Here is a 14379-nt window from a genome sequence, read left to right as displayed (position 1 = left end):
AATTACAACTGTCAACACCTGAATGTAAATTGTGCGTACAATCACAAAAGCTCGTCAGAACCTATGCTACTCTGTAAATGATAAACGTTCTCAATCAAGGGGATGACCAAATGGATAAGATACTGCACTGGGATGAGCCGATATTTAACCTTGTTAACCGTTATCCCGAAGTGAAGGACATCATGGTAGAGCTGGGTTTTCACGATATCGCCAAGCCTGGTATGTTACAAACCGCAGGTCGTTTTATGACACTGTCCAAAGGTATTGCATTGAAAAAATCAGCTATGGAAACCGTGGAACGCACGTTTTTGCAACATGGTTTTACCATTCAAAAATAAAGGAGCTAACAATCATGAGCGAGCTAATTAATAACCGTGAACATACAGCAGAGGAATTAACGGAACGCCAACAAACGCTAAAGGAAATTATAAAAGAATTACATGCCGGGAAAAGCGTGGAGGAAGTCAAAGCACGTTTCGCAGAGGCAGTTGGCGGAGTAAGCGTAGCGGAAATTTCGGCTATGGAGCATGCATTGATGACTGAGGAGGGAATTCCCGTATCGGAAGTGCAGCGTCTTTGTTCCGTGCATACATCGATATTCAAGGGTTCCATTGAGGATATTCACCGTCCTTCAGGACCAGAGGAACAACCGGGACATCCCGTTCATACCTTCAAGCTGGAAAATCGAGAGATCGAACGATTGGTCAACTTCAAGTTGTCATTGCACGCGGACCAATTTCAAAAGGACGACAGCCCCAAAATCATCTACAAGCTACTGGAAGATTTAAGTCTGCTGCTCGATCTCGACAAGCACTATAGTCGCAAAGAAAACCTGGTCTTTCCTTATCTAGAACGCTATGGAATTTTTGGCCCAACCAAAGTCATGTGGGGTGTGGACGACAGCATTCGTGCCGCGATTAAGGAGGCGAAGAGTCTACTCACCGAATATAATGGAGATCGTGAACAGATTGGGAAGGCACTTGCCCATATCATAAGCGAAGTGAATGAAATGATATTCAAGGAAGAGAATATTTTGCTGCCGATGGCACTCAGTAAGCTGACAGAGGATGAGTGGCTGAAAATAGCCCGAGAAAGCGAGGAAATCGGATTCTGCCTGACCGCTCCCGAACGTGAATGGATACCTGAACGGGCAGAGGAACCTGCAGAAGCCCTTGAGCAAACGGAAAACACATCTGGAACACCGCAAGGCTTCGTGAGATTCGAGACAGGGATTATATCTGTACAACAATTGGAACTGCTTTTGAATCATCTACCCGTTGACCTGACTTTTATCGATGAAAACGATGTTGTTCGCTATTTTTCCCATGGTAAAGAACGAATCTTCGCGCGCACGAAAGCCGTCATTGGTCGTACCGTACAGAATTGCCATCCACCCCAAAGCGTGCATGTCGTTGAGAAGCTGCTGGAAGATTTTAAAGCAGGCCGCAAAGATGTTGAAGATTTTTGGATTCCAATCAAGGACAAATTTGTCTACATCCGTTATTTTGCTATCCGTGATGCAGAGGGCCGCTATCTGGGAACGTTGGAATTTACGCAAAATATCGCACCGATTCGTGCTTTGGAAGGACAAAAGCGTATTCTATCCGAATAGTATCCAACCGTAAGCCACCATGTTCAGGTTTTTGCCACCCAAACTTATAATATGTTGTTCTACTATAAGTTTGGCCCCCAGCCTTTCATAAAAAGTACATGCTGGATTATCTGCTAGCACCCATACGATTACAGAGTGAATATCCATACTATTAAAATGTTGAAGCAGACGTAAAAATAGTCTCTTCCCCAAGCCTAAACTATGGTATTCACTCAAAACGTAAATAGCCGTTATTTCTCCCCCATACGGGGGATATTCACCTGACTTTTCTGGACCCCCACTCACAAATCCGATGATTTCCCCCTTCTCATTTTCAGCAACATATACCCGATGACTGTCTTCACTGGATAGATTCGCATTCCACAGTTCTGTTCTTTGCTCATAGGAAATCTGTTCCAGAACCTGGGCAGGCATTATATCTTTGTACGTCGTCTTCCAGCAATCTACGTGCACCTTGGCGATGCCCTCGGCATCTGATATCGTTGCTTCCCTGATGTTCATGTAAGTTCCACTCCTAGTTTCCAATATTATGCACTCTATTATATCGACGATCCAAATCTTGATCTATAATAAGGATATTCATTGCTATTCATTCATTACTGGAGGATTCGACTTGAATAAAATTGTTTCATTTTATGTGCCGCTTGGCATTTCGTCATTAATTGCTGCACTAACGCATGTCATCGTCAATGCCGTGCTTGCTCGTTCGGAACATCCTTCGTTTACATTAAGCAGCTATGCGGTCGCCGTCAGCCTGTGCCTACTGTTGGAAACTCCATTAACCGCTGTACGGCAAATGACCACGAAATTCGGTTATGATCGCAAGTCCGTTCATTCTATCGGTATTTTATGTACGTTCGTGGCTGTGGCTGTATTGATCATAGGCTGGAGCATCGGGTTGACGCCCGTAGGCAATCTAGTCTTTCAATATGTATTTGGCGTGTCCCCAGTATTGATCGAACCCACCAAGAACGTATTTCAGGTTCTTACTTTACTATACATATTGGTAGCTGTCCGTAACATATATCAGGGACTTATTATTAACAAGCACCGAACGGCATGGATGACATTCAGCTCGTCCATACGTATTATCGTGATGCTAATTGCTTCCTGGTTTTTGATCCGTGCTGACTGGACGAATGACGGACGAGTCGGTGCCGCCATTTTTATTGCAGGTATTCTCATAGAGCTGATCGTTACTTTTTTAGAAGGCCGGGTTCTCAAAAGAAAGCTGCCTCCTGACAACGGGGAGCAAACCATCCATCACGCGAAGCATCTCCTACCTTTTTACCTTCCTTTGTTATATTCGGCGCTGGTGCTGGTTATCCTGAATCCTTCCATCCAAGCTGCGCTGAACAATACAACTGATCCACTTTTGGCCGTGGCATCCTTTTCTGTAGCACTGCAAATCCTAAATCTATTTGTCTGGTTTTGCAGCTCTTTGCATCAAATTGTGATTCAATTTTATACGACCAAGCGCAGGGAAGTGCTGATATTTTTGAGCTTTTTGTCTACCCTGTCGCCGCTGCTACTACTGTTACTCTCCTTCGGATTTGCTAGTGATCCTGTGTTACGGAATGTATTGGGATTGGAAGGAGAACTGTTGCTAGAAACCAGAGGACTGCTTCGCATACTGGCTGTCTATGTTGCATTTTATCCTTGGGTGGAATATTTTATTGGACGGTCGATATTAATCGGCAATACCAAACCTATCTTTATTGGTAGGCTGTTTTCTGTAAGCTTTGCGATTCTCGCGCTTATTCTGTGTATCTGCTTTTTTCCAGGACTGGATGGCAAAGTGGCGGGAATTGTGATGGCTGTTTCCTCGCCTGTCGAGCTGGGGATTTATCTGTTGCTTTATCGAAAAATCTCTACAAGCACGATGAATGTGTCATCCTGAAAAAACTTACCTAGAGAGCCTTATGCAAACGACCCGCACATTGACTCCCTATGGCACAACTCTCTTTTACGAGGTCAAAATATAAGGACCGTTCTTTGTAATCGCAATCGTGTGCTCGTATTGAGCTCCCCAACTGCCGTCTGCTGTGCTGATGGTCCAGCCATCGTCTCCCCAGAGCACCGCGCCCTCGGTTCCGAGGGTAAATACCGGCTCAATGGTAATCACCATCCCTTCGCGCAGCGGTAATCCCGTTTTGGGACGACCATAGTGCAGAACCTCTGGCGGCTCATGCATTTGGCGACCAATGCCATGCCCGATCAGAGGCTTGACGTTGCCGAACCGCCGCCAGCCTGCCGTTTTTTCCACAGCATGCCCGATATCCCCCAACGTCCTCCCCGGGCGGGCAGCCTCGATACCTCGTATCAACGCCTTATGGGTCTGCCGCAACAGTCGTGCTACCGGGCGGCTAATGTTACCTACCGCATAGGTCCATCCTCGGTCAGCCAGCCAACCGTCCTTGTTAACCACAATGTCGATGGTCACAATATCCCCATCATGAAGCACTCGCTCCGATGGAAAACCGTGACACACCACCTCGTTGACCGAAGCGCAGGTGGCATAAGGGAAACCTTTATAGCCCTTTTGTTCAGGCGTGGCTCCACGCTTGCTTAAAAACTGCTCCACCCAAGCATCGATTTCAAGCGTTGTAATTCCCGGAAGAATACGACTTTCCAGCGTACGATGGCAATCTGCCAAAATACGTCCGGCCTCCCTCATGTAGCCGATTTCCTCCGGTGTTCGTATCGCTATCTCTATTGGAATCCGCCTCCTTTGAGCATACAAATTCACTAAACCTATCCCATTGTATGCAAGGCGGACACAAAAAAACCGTCTCCTCTGTGGCTAGACGGTTTATAAAAGTCGTATTTCTAGTTTTTCGGGTAATCGAACCCTTTAAGATACTGAAGAATTTATGCGACCGAGTTCGTTTTCCACCACCATGGTCAACTCTTCCTCATACCCTCCTGTAATCCGGTATTTTCGCACATATTCCTTTACAAATTTTTTGGGATCCTTAGGCCGGAAAATTCGAGTCATTTCCCGCAGACTTTCCTTAACTTCATTGTGACCTTTCGTTGCCATGTAACTCCCTCCCAAAACGTTGAAAATAAGTGCTCCGTTGAAGAGAATGCCGAAAAGTATTGATGTCCTTATGCAGTGAAGTAGTATGTCTAATTGCAGCTTAGGTCGGGAACACCTTATACAAGGCATGTACCTGACACTATTATTAACCGATTTTCTTTTGGCTGAATCACTACCCCATTATAACATATTCAGATACAGCTTTCAGCTTTCCAGTAAATTTACATTGATTTTACCTATCTTTTACGCATCATGTCATTTGGGGTACTCAATCAGCTGTTGCACAGGGGATATACCTTATTTATCGGTTTTTGGAGTGTATGTGTTTGGGGTAAAATAAATAAACATAACAAGGAGGGAAAAGGATGAGCCGCTTTGCTCCGCTGTTCACTGCACCTGTTGCCCGTATGTCTGCCCTGAACATAGGAACTTGTGAAGAGGAGGGCATCAATGTCTCCCTACTTGATCAGGCAGACCGTGAAATCCAAGCCAAGGTTCCTAAAATGCACAGCTTCCTGCTACTACGCCATGGCAAACTGATCTGGGAACGCTATTATAACGGGCATGAAGTAAGCTCTCTGAACGATTTGCGATCTGCGACCAAAAGCATCACTTCCACGCTCATCGGCATAGCTATGGCTCGCGGTGATATGCCCGGGCCAGAGACGGCTGTGCATAAGCTGTTGCCTGAGTATTTACCTAAGCGGAAGGAAACACTGCTAGAGCAGATTACGATTCGCCATCTGTTGACCATGACATCCGGCTTGTATTGGCAGACGGGCAAAAAGCTCGGAGAAGCTTTTATCCACCGTTTTCATCGCAGCAAAAGCTGGCCGTCCTTTGCCCTGCGCTTACCTGTACAGGAGGATCAACTCGGTGTATTCCAATATCGTAGTGTTGATTCGCACCTGTTGTCCGTGCTGCTGACCCATTGTTGTGGGATTGACGCCTATACCTACGCTCTCCAGCATCTGTTTGAACCCTTAGGTTTCGGGAGAAGTGGTTGGGCACAAGATCCAGAGGGCTACACTATGGGACACATCGGGCTATATCTGACATCGCGTGACATGGCTAAATTCGGCGATTGCTGCCTTCATCAAGGCAGCTGGAACGGAAAAGAATTGATTCCGGCCGATTGGCTGCATCAGGCGACACAGCGACAGGTTGAAGGGTATCCAGAATTCGGAGATTACGGATTCCAATGGTGGACAGGACGACTCCACGGTATCAACTACGCGTGTGCGCACGGACATGGAGGACAGCAAATTTATCTTGTGCCAGAAGCGAACGCAGTCGCAGTATTTACAGCAGATAGCAAGGTGAGCCGTTGGAAAAATCCGCGAACACTGCTGGAGCGCTACGTTTTGCCAGCCGTATCCTCCCTCAACTTAGAACGTTCCTGAAATGAGCTTTAATGTGCTTATTGAATATAGGAGGCTAAACAATCATGGAAGTCTCAGCACCAAAAATTCTAATATTATACGCCAGTTACGGGGAAGGCCATGTGCAGGCCGCTCGGGCGATTATGGACAGTTTGCGAAGACTCGGACGCTGCGAGGTACAACTTCTCGACCTCATGGCTGAATCTCATCCCTGGTTGAACGGTCTGACCAAATTTGTATATATGCAAAGCTTCAAAACCATTCCTCAGCTTTACGGCTGGGTCTATAACATCACGCGCGGTATGCAGGCTAAATCGGCCTTCGGCCATGTGTTGCATTCATTCGGAATGCGTCAACTTACGCTCACACTGAAAAAGGAGTTGCCGGATCTCGTGATACATACGTTCCCGCAGCTCGCGCTCCCGGCGTTACGCCGCAAAATGGGAATGAATTTGCCTATTGTCAACGTGGTTACAGATTTCGATCTGCATGGGCGCTGGCTGCATCCCGATATTGACCGCTACTATGTAGCCACTGAGGATATCCAGCAGGAAGCCGCCCAGCGGGGAATACCTATCGAACGCATTATCGCTACGGGTATTCCGATTCACGCTTCTTTTTATAACATGTCTGCTAACGAAGTTCCTGTTCAGGAACAGGTAATTCCATCACTACAGTCTGAGACTACTACGCTACTCATTATGGCAGGCGCCTATGGTGTGCTATCCGGCATACTGGATATCTGTCGGCAATTAAGCCAGCTGCCTCAGTTGCGGCTACTCATCGTCTGCGGACGTAATCAGCAACTGAAAGCAGAATTGGATGCGCTGTATGCAGACCACCCGGACATTTACACCTATGGATTCGTGGACTTTGTTCCAGCACTTATGCGTGCGAGCAATCTGGTGATTACAAAGCCCGGCGGCATTACACTCTCAGAGAGCATTGCATCCGGTTTGCCTATTCTTGTGTTCAAGCCCGTACCTGGTCAGGAGCTAAATAATGCTCTGTATTTGCAGCAAAAAGGAGCTGCCCGTATTGCTCGCACGACGGAGGAGCTGATTCAGCATTGTCTCGACCTGATTTCCACCCCCTCTCTTGCTGAAGAGATGACGCAGGCGATTGAGCTGCTTCGCAAGCCTCATCCCGCAGACCAGATTGCCGAGGATATTTTGCATCAGCTTGTGGATAAAAGACCTTCCGTACGGACAAATTAACGAAGAATAAGCCAGACGGAGGGGATACCAATGGAACGCAAAGGAAAGGATTTACTCCCGCTAACGGGTGAAAAGGTAGAAGTGGACGGTGTTTATATTGATGAGGATGGACATGAGCAGCATTTGCACAGAGGCCAGCATTTTCCCGCTGATGTTGTTCTGGGTACTTCCGAGTGGAAAATGACCGAATATGCCTTTGATAATCATCACGAAGGACGTACCGATGAACGACTTATCCCCAAAGAGGATGACAAGAATAAAATGGGTAAAATCACACACCCACGCCGCCATTTAAAAACTGGTGACCGATAATTATGGAAGTATATCCACAATTACACCCAATATGTTGATAGTTTGTGGACAAACTGTGTGCAAAGTATGAATCATCGTAATATTATCTACAGATTGTGCACATTTTGTGTATAAACCATGTTATTTCTGTGGATAAACATTAATATGCGGTGGATAAAGTGTATACAACATGTGCAAAACATGTGCATAACCGTTTAAAAGGCTGAGCGAATCTTTTTCGTTCAGCCTTTTTCGTATTTTTATACACATTCTCTAATTCATTTTTTTACCGAGATCGGGTATGTTCGAACAAGAACATCGCTCCCGGAATGATGAGTTGCCCAAAAAGGACTCTATCCCATTAACGGAGACTAATCGAAAATTCGCAAATAGCCCATAGAGGAGTGTAAAATGGACACGGGGACGAACAGAGTCAAAAGAGAAATTACCGAAATGTAAAAGGCGTAATCATCATAGAAATTCTCGCTTCAGGCGGGCGAACATATGCAGGAACGCGGTATATAGAAGCATCTAGCAAAACTCGTTGACCAAAATTTAGAGTAGGGGTGATCCGAATGGCATCTATTAAAATCCTTTCACTTAATGTCGGCATGCCCAAACAGATCCAGTTTAATCAGAAGGACGTTTCTACGGGGATATTCAAGTCGGCCACAGATGAATATTTGTATTTATCTTATCTAAACTTCGAAGGGGATGGGCAGGGCGATCTAGTTCATCACGGGGGTAAAGAGAAAGCTGTATGCGTCTATCCCTACGAGCACTATCCGTTCTGGGAAAATGAATTGCGGAGACCGCTCGATTACGGCGCGTTCGGGGAAAATTTAACGATAAAGGGTTTGCTAGAATCCGACGTTTGCATTGGAGACGTCTTTAAGCTTGGCAAAGCTATCGTTCAAGTTAGCCAGCCGAGACAGCCTTGCTACAAGTTGTCCATCAAGTACGGCGTACCGGACATGCCCTTGAAGGTACAGCAAACAGGCTACACGGGATTCTACTTCCGCGTTCTGGAAGAGGGAGTTGTCTCTAAAGCCGAGGGATTATCCCTCCTTCATCGCCATCCGAAAGCAATTACGGTTTCATTTGCCAATCGAATTATGCATCAAGAGAAGGCTCATATCGAGGGTATTAAACAAATTCTCGAAGTGGAAGAATTGTCCGTAAACTGGAGAAATACGTTTCTAAAACGTTTGGCGGGAACCGAGACGGATTCTCGGGAAAGACTATCAGGCAATTCGTAAGGTGGAAGTGGTTCAATGAATTTGCAAGCTCGTCTGGCTGCAGTCGAACATCGAATCTGCGAAGCTTGTGGGCGATGCGACAGAAGCGCAGTCCAAATGGGAGGCCCTTCAACCACGGAACATGGCACTTTATCGGTCATTTGCAAACCAAAAAAGTAAAAAAGGTTATCGCCAAACTCGAGTATATCCATTCGCTTGACCGCTTATCCTTGGTGTAGAGTCAACTTTTTTACCGAGATCGGGCATATCCTTCAATCCTGTCCTCATAGCTTGTATAGTACGGATAACTTATAAAGGGGGATTTGCCTGACATGTCAGTCTATAAGTCTTCCACGGGATTGGATGAAAATATAGCAGCTGTCCTGTGCTATCTGTTCGCATGTATTGGCGCACTGGCCTTTGTCATGCTGGAAAAGAAAAGTCGATTCGTATTATTTCACGCGCTGCAATCCATATTTTTGTTTGTCACCCTCATGATCGGGCATGTGCTTGTTGGATTCATTCCGCTGCTCGGTCCTCTGCTCGCTTCCCTGTTAACGCTGGCAGGCCTTGTTTTGTGGGCCATCTTGTTAATTCGTGCGGGCCAAGGAAAGTGGCTCAAGCTTCCCTGGGTAGGCGATCTGGCTCTTCATCAAGCCCGGCAGTTGTGAAAACAACCAAAAACCTTGATCCTTAGCAGGATTCAAGGTTTTTGCTGTTTCGATGATTACTTTTTATCGCATGTTCACTTCTTCTGCTATATGAATGTATCGCAGCTTATCTGGGTTGACCATTAAATAAAAACTCTGAATATGCTCCCCGTCCGGTGTAAGTCTGAGACATAAGGTTTCTCTCACTTTTCCGTCTTCCAGAAATGCCAGCTGAACCTCGCCATTGATGACGGTGTGGAACACATCTCTTTCTCGTAAAACGGTTAATACCCGACGAGAAGTCAACAGGGCAAGAACACCTTTGCGTACAACCATCGGTCTCATCACCGTATGCACATTACCTCCGCCATCTGACACGAATACAGGTTGTTCAGCTAGTAGTTCCAGCATAGCAGTCACATCGTAGGCAAGAAAGGCGGTTGTAAAACGTTCTAGTAGTTTTATTCGGGAAGAGTTATTCACATTGCAACTGGACTGAGCCTCAAGAGCAGATTCTCCCGAAGACAGAATACGACGGGAGCGACTGAACAACTGACGACAGTTGCTCTCAGTCTTCCCCAGCAATTCCGCAATATCTTTGTAATCATATTGAAAAGCTTCCCTCAGCACAAAAACAGCCCGCTCTATCGGCTTTAGCTGCTCCAGCAAAACCAGAAAAGCGTAAGATATCATGTCTTTACGCTCTAACCAATCCGCAGGGAGATCTGCGCTTTCACCCAACGGCTCCGGCAGCCACTGTCCTACATATGTCTCTCTTTGCTTGCGCGCAGAGTTCAACAGATTCAGACACCGATTCATCGTCATTTTGGCTACATAGGCTTTGGGATTGTGTAAATCATCCAGGGGCTTATTCTTCAGCTCGACAAAGCAGTCTTGAACTACATCCTCGGCATCTGTAACCGTTCCAAGCATGCGATAAGCAATGGCAAAAGAATATTTGCGATATCTTTGATACAGCTCCTCCAGATTTAAATCCACCGATTCTTGTTCAATTCTATGTTCTTTGCCAGACAAAGCATAGCCCCCTGTTCATTAAAGAATGCCCGGATACATCCCCGTTGCAATTGCAATCCGGTTCCAACTGTTAATCACGTTAACTGCGGTTATCAAATCTACGTATTCTTCCTCTGTAAACTGTTCTCTGACCCTATTGTACAAATCCGTAGGTACCCCTTGTTCAGAAATACGGGTGACCGCTTCAGCTAATTCAAGCATAACACGTTCTTTTTCCGTGAACAAAGGAACCTCCCGCCATAAGGCTAGCTGCAAAATGTGGTCAGCATAATCCCCCAGCTTGAGCAAATCCTTCGCATGCATATCCAGACAATAGGAACACCCATTGATTTGGGATACTCTAATTTTCAGTAGTTCATACAATACTTTGTCTGTAAAACGACCGGAAATATATTTTTCCATCTCCAGCATCGCCTTGAACGTACTAGGACTCACTGCTCTGTGATTGAATCTTAAACTCACGATACATCGCCTCCATTATTGGTTTACATATAGAAGACAAATGAACATGTGATTTTGTGACAAAGTGCAATACATCAATTTGGAATTGCCCTCAATTGGCATAGCATGTATTATAGATAAATGATTTTATGTAAAGAAGGTGAGCACTCACATGAGCGGAAAAGGTATTATAAAAGAATTTAAAGAATTCGCTGTACGGGGTAACGTGATTGACCTCGCGGTCGGTGTTATCATCGGTGGAGCGTTTGGCAAGATTGTCACTTCTGTGGTAAACGATATTATTATGCCCCCGATTGGTAAACTTCTGGGCGGCGTTGATTTTGCTGATTTGTATTATGCTATAGGCGCGAATCCATATAACGGAGATAACACTCGCATGACTCTGGCACAGGCCAAGGAAGCCGGCATTGCGGTTATGGCGTTCGGGCAATTTTTCAACGTCCTGCTGGACTTCCTGATCGTGGCCTTCTGTGTGTTCATGCTGGTCAAAGGGATTAACATGCTGAAACGCAAAGAGGAAGAAAAACCTCCTCAGGAAAAAACGATCAAGGAATGTCCACATTGCCTATCCGAAATTCCTGTAGCCGCTACCCGTTGCGCACATTGCACTTCCAAGCTGGAAGGGTACGTGGAAGCACGCTGACTCAACCCATTTATATGACTACAATAAACGGCTTAAGACGGTGTATCGTCTTAAGCCGTTTTGGCATGGTATAAAAAATCCAATTAGTTGAAATTGGTGATAATGCCACGGGGTCTGACGGGCAAGCCCTCAGCGTACAGATGGGAAACATCACCGAAGCCGATGCAACGGGGAACTGCCCATTCCTGGGAGCGCTCATCAAACAAGATCGTGGTTACGGAGCTAGGCGGCATCCAAAAACCGGACCAGACCAAGGGCAATGGCAGCTCCAACAGATGAGCAAGCCAGGTCAGCCCGAAGCCGCCATGACAAAATACCGCCACCTGATCTTCAGTGTGCTTCAGAATCCGGTACCTGCCCTCCACCCGCTCAAAGCCTTGCCGTTTCAGGAACTCATCGGAATGAAGCTTCAGCCGCTCGAAGGTTTCAGGGCTTTGCGTTCCCTGATAATAGGAAATCTCCTGCCAAGAGTCATGAGTGGGCAGGGGCAACTCGGAACGGATCACTTCACCAGGCAAATCCCAATGGGAAAGACGGCCGTAGGGGGTTTCCTCCAGCTTTAGAGCCAGCTCCTGCGTCCAGTGTTCTACTTCATGAGTCATACCCAGAGAGTCGGCGGTGTAGCGCATCGTATCCAAAGCCCGCCCCAAAGGAGAGGCATAAATTCGATCCAGTCCGTGACTGGAAAGCCGCTTGGCTAGTGCCTGGGCTTCCAAATGTCCCTCCGGTGTGATGGTGTTATTGGGGTAATCGGGGTCAGCGTGTCGGATAATATACAATCTCATCATTGTTCTCCGTTCCTATGAATGGCGACAGGATCGCTTTATCTCATTTCATCGATTAGTTCTCCTGATCTTTAACGTTTATTCAGCAAAGTTTCCAAAATCGCGCGCAAATCCCTATCTTCCTGGTAGACTTCCTCACCCGTATCCAGCTCAATAACCCGGATATATGTATAATTGGCTCTGACATCGACTGGTTTAAAAATCAATTCGTCCGGATTGTCTGGGCGGACATCATAGCCCATATTTTTGAACATATCCGTGATTTGATCAATCCCCGGCTTGCCCCCACTTTCCAGCATAATTAACCCACGAAGTTCCTTGGGTTCCTCCGGATGCATGACTCGAAAATGTACTATACATTCCATGTAAAATCGCTCCTTTCAATCATAAACCTGTGTAATGTTGCAAATCCTTATGTTCCCAGCATACCCCAAATGCCACTCCACATTCCACACCCGCCTTCATATCGTCAGGACAGAAAACACGTTATACTGTAAAGTAGACCTTTGAATTTCTGCTTACTATAGGAGGAACCACGATGACTAGCGAGCTTCTAGATATCTACGATGATGAAGACAACTCTCTTGGCACAGCCTCGCGACAAGACGCACATGCCAAGGGATACTGGCACCATACCTTTCACTGCTGGCTAGCACGAGACACTTCGACAGGCCGTCGCTTGCTGTTCCAACAGCGTCAGGATACGAAGGACACCTTCCCCGGATGCTACGATATTACAGCAGCCGGTCACTTGACGGCAGGCGAAGATATGTCTCAGGCGGCTCGTGAGCTGGAGGAAGAACTGGGTATTCATGTTCCCTTTACCTCATTAACACCGCTGATGACCGTTCGGTATGAAAGCAAAGGTACCGCACAAGGCACCTCTTTTTGGGACCGGGAGGTTAGCTCGGTGTTTGGACTGCTATCGAACCAGCCATTGGAAGCTTATCACCTCCAGCAAGAAGAAGTAGCCGGACTGTACGAAGCAGATCTTGACCAAGCACTGGCCCTTTTTGAAGGCCATATTCCCTTTATCGAAGCCCAAGGCATTACGTCAGGGCCGAACCCAGAAAAAACTCGCCGCCTGATTACATCGGATCAATTCGTGCCTCATAAGGCGGGCTATATTACATCTATATGCCGGGCACTGATGGAACTTCCTAACCGGTAATCTTTAGCTATTCTCCAGCTGACATATATTTGCCGATAATGCCTTCATACCGCCAGCCATACCGGGTCGACAGCTCTCTGCCCATATCATGCTCCAGCTCATACAGAATAAGATCCTGAGCAAAATGATTAAGCAGCAGACCTGTCATTACCGGATGCTCGGTAATAAGCGCCTGTGTCAGGCAATTCTCTCCCCGCATACCCAGCATGCACCAACGCCGATCAATAACAAAAGAAAACTTGCGTCCTGCTGGTTCCTGTCCGTCTGTACCAGACCTAAGCGGTAACCACGGTCCCATCATGCTTTCCCCGTTATCGCAGGACCAGAGCAGACGCACACCTCGACTCTCGGCTTTCTCCAACTCTGTCCGCAGCAGTTCGGCTTCCTCGCGCCACAAATCCAACACAATCTCATGCTCTGCCCGTTCCAATTCACGTGTCAGACTTTCCAGCACCTTCCGATCGCCTTCCGCATTATAAAAGGTCGGCTTGGTTGGTTCTGTTCGTGGCATTTCCTTCTCCACCGCACGCAGGGACTCCTGCATTTGTCCTTCGATCATCCGGGTCAATTCACCCGGTGGCAGCATGCTGTAACGAACAGGCTCTCCAGCACTGGTTCTGAGGTATCCCTGCCCGGCCAAACGCTGTAAAGCCGCGTACACGTTGGAACGCGATGCACCCAGACGCTTAGCCACTTCATAGCCGGAAGCCGCATTTTGCCTCGAAAGCTCGACCATAACCTTGGCTTCCATTTCCGTAAAACCCAGATTCCGCAGATGATGCAGCAAACGCTCCATATATTCTGTTCCCCCTATGCTGCCCGGCGTTATGTCTGTGTCCTGCAGCAGCCT

The 14379-nt window shown here is 46.9% G+C and carries 18 protein-coding genes and 1 pseudogene; 11 read left to right on the top strand and 8 right to left on the bottom strand.

Annotated elements, in window-relative coordinates:
• The first annotated feature begins 110 nt into the window (after nt 1-110).
• Nucleotides 111-338, top strand: coding sequence for a DUF1858 domain-containing protein (locus tag MHI21_RS03210; RefSeq protein WP_209949371.1), 228 nt, complete (start codon nt 111-113; stop codon nt 336-338).
• A gap of 14 nt (nt 339-352) precedes the next feature.
• Nucleotides 353-1612, top strand: coding sequence for a DUF438 domain-containing protein (locus MHI21_RS03205; RefSeq protein ID WP_341162373.1), 1260 nt, complete (start codon nt 353-355; stop codon nt 1610-1612).
• Here MHI21_RS03205 and MHI21_RS03200 read toward each other — a convergent pair.
• A complete protein-coding gene (locus MHI21_RS03200; protein ID WP_342419420.1) occupies nt 1601-2113 on the bottom strand; it encodes a GNAT family N-acetyltransferase in 513 nt (170 codons plus the stop codon). The two genes, MHI21_RS03205 and MHI21_RS03200, sit on opposite strands and share 12 nt — an antisense overlap.
• 112 nt (nt 2114-2225) lie before the next feature.
• On the opposite strand from MHI21_RS03200, the gene MHI21_RS03195 reads away from it, so the two are divergent.
• On the top strand, nt 2226-3512 hold the full coding sequence (locus tag MHI21_RS03195; RefSeq protein ID WP_342419419.1) for a hypothetical protein: 1287 nt from the start codon (nt 2226-2228) through the stop codon (nt 3510-3512).
• Between the two features lie 66 nt (nt 3513-3578).
• Here the strand turns inward: MHI21_RS03195 and map are convergent, their stop codons facing one another.
• Nucleotides 3579-4361: a type I methionyl aminopeptidase gene (gene map, locus MHI21_RS03190; protein ID WP_081317543.1), complete on the bottom strand. Its 783-nt coding sequence runs from the start codon at nt 4359-4361 to the stop codon at nt 3579-3581.
• A 105-nt stretch (nt 4362-4466) separates the two neighbouring features.
• A complete protein-coding gene (locus MHI21_RS03185; protein WP_007428354.1) occupies nt 4467-4655 on the bottom strand; it encodes a hypothetical protein in 189 nt (62 codons plus the stop codon).
• A 365-nt stretch (nt 4656-5020) separates the two neighbouring features.
• On the opposite strand from MHI21_RS03185, the gene MHI21_RS03180 reads away from it, so the two are divergent.
• From MHI21_RS03180 to MHI21_RS03155, 6 genes and pseudogenes are all read left to right on the top strand, one after another.
• Nucleotides 5021-6058 carry a serine hydrolase gene (locus tag MHI21_RS03180; RefSeq protein ID WP_342419418.1) on the top strand — a complete coding sequence of 346 codons (1038 nt, stop codon included), beginning with the start codon at nt 5021-5023 and terminating at the stop codon, nt 6056-6058.
• Nucleotides 6059-6102: 44 nt separating this feature from the next.
• Nucleotides 6103-7254, top strand: a complete 1152-nt coding sequence (locus MHI21_RS03175) for a glycosyltransferase (protein WP_342419417.1) — start codon at nt 6103-6105, stop codon at nt 7252-7254.
• A gap of 30 nt (nt 7255-7284) precedes the next feature.
• Nucleotides 7285-7566 (top strand): transposase, encoded by a 282-nt coding sequence (locus MHI21_RS03170; RefSeq protein ID WP_134904816.1) that lies wholly within the window; start codon nt 7285-7287, stop codon nt 7564-7566.
• 554 nt (nt 7567-8120) lie between these two features.
• Nucleotides 8121-8804, top strand: a complete 684-nt coding sequence (locus tag MHI21_RS03165) for an MOSC domain-containing protein (protein ID WP_342419416.1) — start codon at nt 8121-8123, stop codon at nt 8802-8804.
• A gap of 116 nt (nt 8805-8920) precedes the next feature.
• Nucleotides 8921-9016, top strand: a pseudogene (locus tag MHI21_RS03160) (YggS family pyridoxal phosphate enzyme); the annotation flags it as partial.
• 99 nt (nt 9017-9115) lie between these two features.
• Entirely contained in the window at nt 9116-9454 is a 339-nt protein-coding gene (locus MHI21_RS03155) for a hypothetical protein (protein WP_342419415.1), read from the top strand.
• Nucleotides 9455-9517: 63 nt separating this feature from the next.
• Here MHI21_RS03155 and MHI21_RS03150 read toward each other — a convergent pair whose 3' ends face one another.
• On the bottom strand, nt 9518-10468 hold the full coding sequence (locus tag MHI21_RS03150) for a sigma-70 family RNA polymerase sigma factor (protein WP_342419414.1): 951 nt from the start codon (nt 10466-10468) through the stop codon (nt 9518-9520).
• 18 nt (nt 10469-10486) lie between these two features.
• Entirely contained in the window at nt 10487-10930 is a 444-nt protein-coding gene (locus MHI21_RS03145) for a carboxymuconolactone decarboxylase family protein (protein WP_209949355.1), read from the bottom strand.
• A 151-nt stretch (nt 10931-11081) separates the two neighbouring features.
• On the opposite strand from MHI21_RS03145, the gene mscL reads away from it, so the two are divergent.
• Nucleotides 11082-11573 carry a large conductance mechanosensitive channel protein MscL gene (gene mscL, locus MHI21_RS03140; protein ID WP_209949353.1) on the top strand — a complete coding sequence of 164 codons (492 nt, stop codon included), beginning with the start codon at nt 11082-11084 and terminating at the stop codon, nt 11571-11573.
• 83 nt (nt 11574-11656) lie between these two features.
• On the opposite strand, the gene MHI21_RS03135 is transcribed toward mscL, so the two are convergent.
• Nucleotides 11657-12358, bottom strand: coding sequence for a histidine phosphatase family protein (locus MHI21_RS03135; protein ID WP_025719795.1), 702 nt, complete (start codon nt 12356-12358; stop codon nt 11657-11659).
• 71 nt (nt 12359-12429) lie between these two features.
• A complete protein-coding gene (locus tag MHI21_RS03130; RefSeq protein WP_025719794.1) occupies nt 12430-12723 on the bottom strand; it encodes a hypothetical protein in 294 nt (97 codons plus the stop codon).
• Nucleotides 12724-12896: 173 nt separating this feature from the next.
• On the opposite strand from MHI21_RS03130, the gene MHI21_RS03125 reads away from it, so the two are divergent.
• The gene (locus MHI21_RS03125; protein ID WP_165178886.1) at nt 12897-13529 is read left to right on the top strand and encodes an NUDIX domain-containing protein; all 633 of its coding nucleotides are present in this window, start codon (nt 12897-12899) and stop codon (nt 13527-13529) included.
• A 7-nt stretch (nt 13530-13536) separates the two neighbouring features.
• Here the strand turns inward: MHI21_RS03125 and MHI21_RS03120 are convergent, their stop codons facing one another.
• On the bottom strand, nt 13537-14325 hold the full coding sequence (locus MHI21_RS03120) for a TrmB family transcriptional regulator (protein WP_165178885.1): 789 nt from the start codon (nt 14323-14325) through the stop codon (nt 13537-13539).
• Nucleotides 14326-14379 lie beyond the last annotated feature (54 nt).

Origin of the sequence: Paenibacillus sp. FSL H8-0168 (genome assembly GCF_038592955.1) — a bacterium.
GTDB lineage: Bacteria > Bacillota > Bacilli > Paenibacillales > Paenibacillaceae > Paenibacillus > Paenibacillus polymyxa_B.
Note: the sequence above shows the minus strand (reverse complement) of the source record. Positions and strands in the feature narration are given on the sequence as shown.